The organism is Streptomyces sp. NPDC007162 (assembly GCF_040634175.1).
Taxonomy (GTDB): domain Bacteria; phylum Actinomycetota; class Actinomycetes; order Streptomycetales; family Streptomycetaceae; genus Streptomyces.
In genome coordinates, this window is the sequence record NZ_JBEYFC010000878.1 from 1 (window position 1) to 2263 (window position 2263).

Here is a 2263-nt window from a genome sequence, read left to right on the forward strand (position 1 = left end):
CCCTCGTGGGCGGCGAGGACGAACTGGACCAGGCCCTGGCCCCGGTTGCCGACCGAGGGGTGGGTCGCGGGGTGGGGCGATCGCTGGGATAGATATGACGGACACGGTTCTTGTCACGGGTGTCTCGGGGTTCATCGGTGGTCACACAGCGGCAGAGCTTCTGCGGCGCGGATACGCGGTCCGCGGGTCGGTGCGGTCTCCGGCCCGCGCTGCCGAGGTGCGCGCCGCAATGGCGCAGGCAGGCGCAGACGACACGTTGCTGGAGATCCTGCAGCTCGATCTGCTGTCGGACGAGGGATGGGCGGCCGCGACCGCGGGCTGCCGGTTCGTCCTGCACGTCGCTTCCCCCTTCGTCACGACGAAGCCGAAGGACTCAGAGGACTTGATCCGCCCCGCCGTACAGGGCACGACGCGGGCCATCGGCACGGCGCTCGACGCAGGCGTGGAGCGCGTGGTCGTCACCTCGTCTCTCGCGGCGGTGCAGTACGCTCCGGCGCGCAGAGATCACGTCTTCACGGCATCCGACTGGACCCCCCTCGACCGCCGCGGCCTCGGTGTCTACGTGGTTTCGAAGGTCCGGGCCGAGCGCGCGGCGTGGGACATCGCCGACCGACGCGGTGTGCGCGATCGGCTTGCAGTCATCAATCCGGGCGCGGTCATCGGGCCCCTCCTCTCCGACGACCCTGGAACCTCGGTCTCGGCGATCCAGCAGATCATGGCCGGCGCCCTGCCCATGGTCCCAGACCTGCGGCTCCCGTGGGTCCACGTGCGAGACGTCGCCGACGCGCACATCGAGGCCATGACCTCCGAAACGGCGGGCGCACATCGTACGATCGTAGCGACCGACCCGTCCTCGCTCATCGAGGTCGCCTCGGTGCTCCGCGAGAGGCTTCCCGAGGCGAGCGGGAAGATCCCCACACGGGCGATGCCGACATGGCTCACCTGGGCCGCGAGCGTGTTCGAGCCTCAGCTGCGCGACAACCGGTGGCTCATCGGCTCGGCGCAGCGCTTCGACCACACCCCCGCTGAGGCGCTCTTGGCCCGCCCACTCCACTCGATCCCCGACACGATCGAGGAAACCGGCCGCAGCCTCGCCGAGCGCGGGCTCGTCTGAGGCCACCCGGGAAACCGGCCCCCGGTCGCCGTCGACGTACGCCGAGCCCGACCAGCAGCCGTCTGGCCCGACCGAGTCCCCGGCGGGCGCGAGGGCGATGGGGAGGTCGCGCCAGTGCACCATGTCGGTGCTGACCGCGTGCCCCCAGTGGATCTGGCCCCAGAACGGGCCGAGCGGATCGTGCTGGTAGAAGATGTGGTACTTGCCCTCGAAGTACACCGGTGCGTGCGGTGCGTTCATCCAGTGCCAGGGCGGCAGCATGTGGAACTGGGGGCGGTGCCGGTCACCGTCGAAACGGGAGCGGTTCAGGGTGGTGTCCGGGCGGGGCACACGACGGCCGGGCAGCGCCGCGATCGTGTCGTCGTGCTCCCGCCGCGCGGTCGTGTCGTCCAGGGTGCCCGGGCGGATCACGAGGCTGTCCATCAGACCCATGTACATGTTGGCGTGGAACTCGCCGTTGAGCAGCGTGGGCCGGTTGTGCCGCCCGGGTGCTCGGGGCTGCCCGGGGCGGGCACGGTCTACAGGTCCTCGGGCAGTGCCCGGGCCCGCGGGCCGGGCATCCGGGTCCGCAGTTCATCGATGGTGACCAGCTGTTCGAGGGCCTGACGGCAGGCCCGACATTTGATTACGTCGCCCCGGAGGACCGTCACTGAACTGCAGGTGCCACAACTCCCTGGACATGATCCAGGGAGTTGTGGCGCGTCGGGCATTGCCATCAGACTCTGCGCCTGTCCCTTGAGCGCGTACATCGTGCCCACCGACACCCCGAGCATCGCGGGATTGCCGTTGAACGCCTGCTCCAGAAGCTGCGGCAGTTTGGAGTACGTCTCGTTGAACGCCTCCTGGGCCGTGCGGATCGCGCTGCCGGCATCCGACCACGTCCCCACCGAGTTCCGGCTACTTGATGCGGGCTCCGAACTCCGCCTTCGTGTAGGGCGCGCCGAGCGTCTTCCCGCCGAAGACGAACGCCGCGTCGGGGACGATCCCGGTCGGGCGGCCGCGGAGTTCCCAGACCGCGCCGTTGCTCTTGTCCTCGTTCCACGCGGCGCAGGACAGGTCGGCGAAGCCATTGCCGTTGATGTCGAGCAGCCGGACGGAGCTGCCGAAGCGGTCTGAGGCCTCGGCGGCGCCGGGTATGCCGGGGCTGTC

3 protein-coding genes and 1 pseudogene are annotated in these 2263 nt (G+C 70.0%); 1 reads left to right on the plus strand and 3 read right to left on the minus strand.

Annotated features, from left to right (window positions below; translation table 11 throughout):
- The first annotated feature begins 94 nt into the window (after positions 1–94).
- Positions 95–1114 carry an NAD-dependent epimerase/dehydratase family protein gene (locus ABZ646_RS45270; RefSeq protein WP_360533253.1) on the plus strand — a complete coding sequence of 340 codons (1020 nt, stop codon included), beginning with the start codon at positions 95–97 and terminating at the stop codon, positions 1112–1114.
- Positions 1115–1150: 36 nt separating this feature from the next.
- On the opposite strand, the pseudogene ABZ646_RS45275 reads toward ABZ646_RS45270, so the two are convergent.
- The 3 genes and pseudogenes from ABZ646_RS45275 to ABZ646_RS45285 form a co-directional block, all read right to left on the minus strand.
- Positions 1151–1552, minus strand: a pseudogene (locus tag ABZ646_RS45275) (hypothetical protein); the annotation flags it as partial.
- Between the two features lie 80 nt (positions 1553–1632).
- Positions 1633–2001: a hypothetical protein gene (locus ABZ646_RS45280; protein WP_360533256.1), complete on the minus strand. Its 369-nt coding sequence runs from the start codon at positions 1999–2001 to the stop codon at positions 1633–1635.
- A gap of 10 nt (positions 2002–2011) precedes the next feature.
- On the minus strand, positions 2012–2263 hold a 252-nt coding region (locus tag ABZ646_RS45285), incomplete at its 5' end, for an FG-GAP repeat protein (protein WP_360533259.1).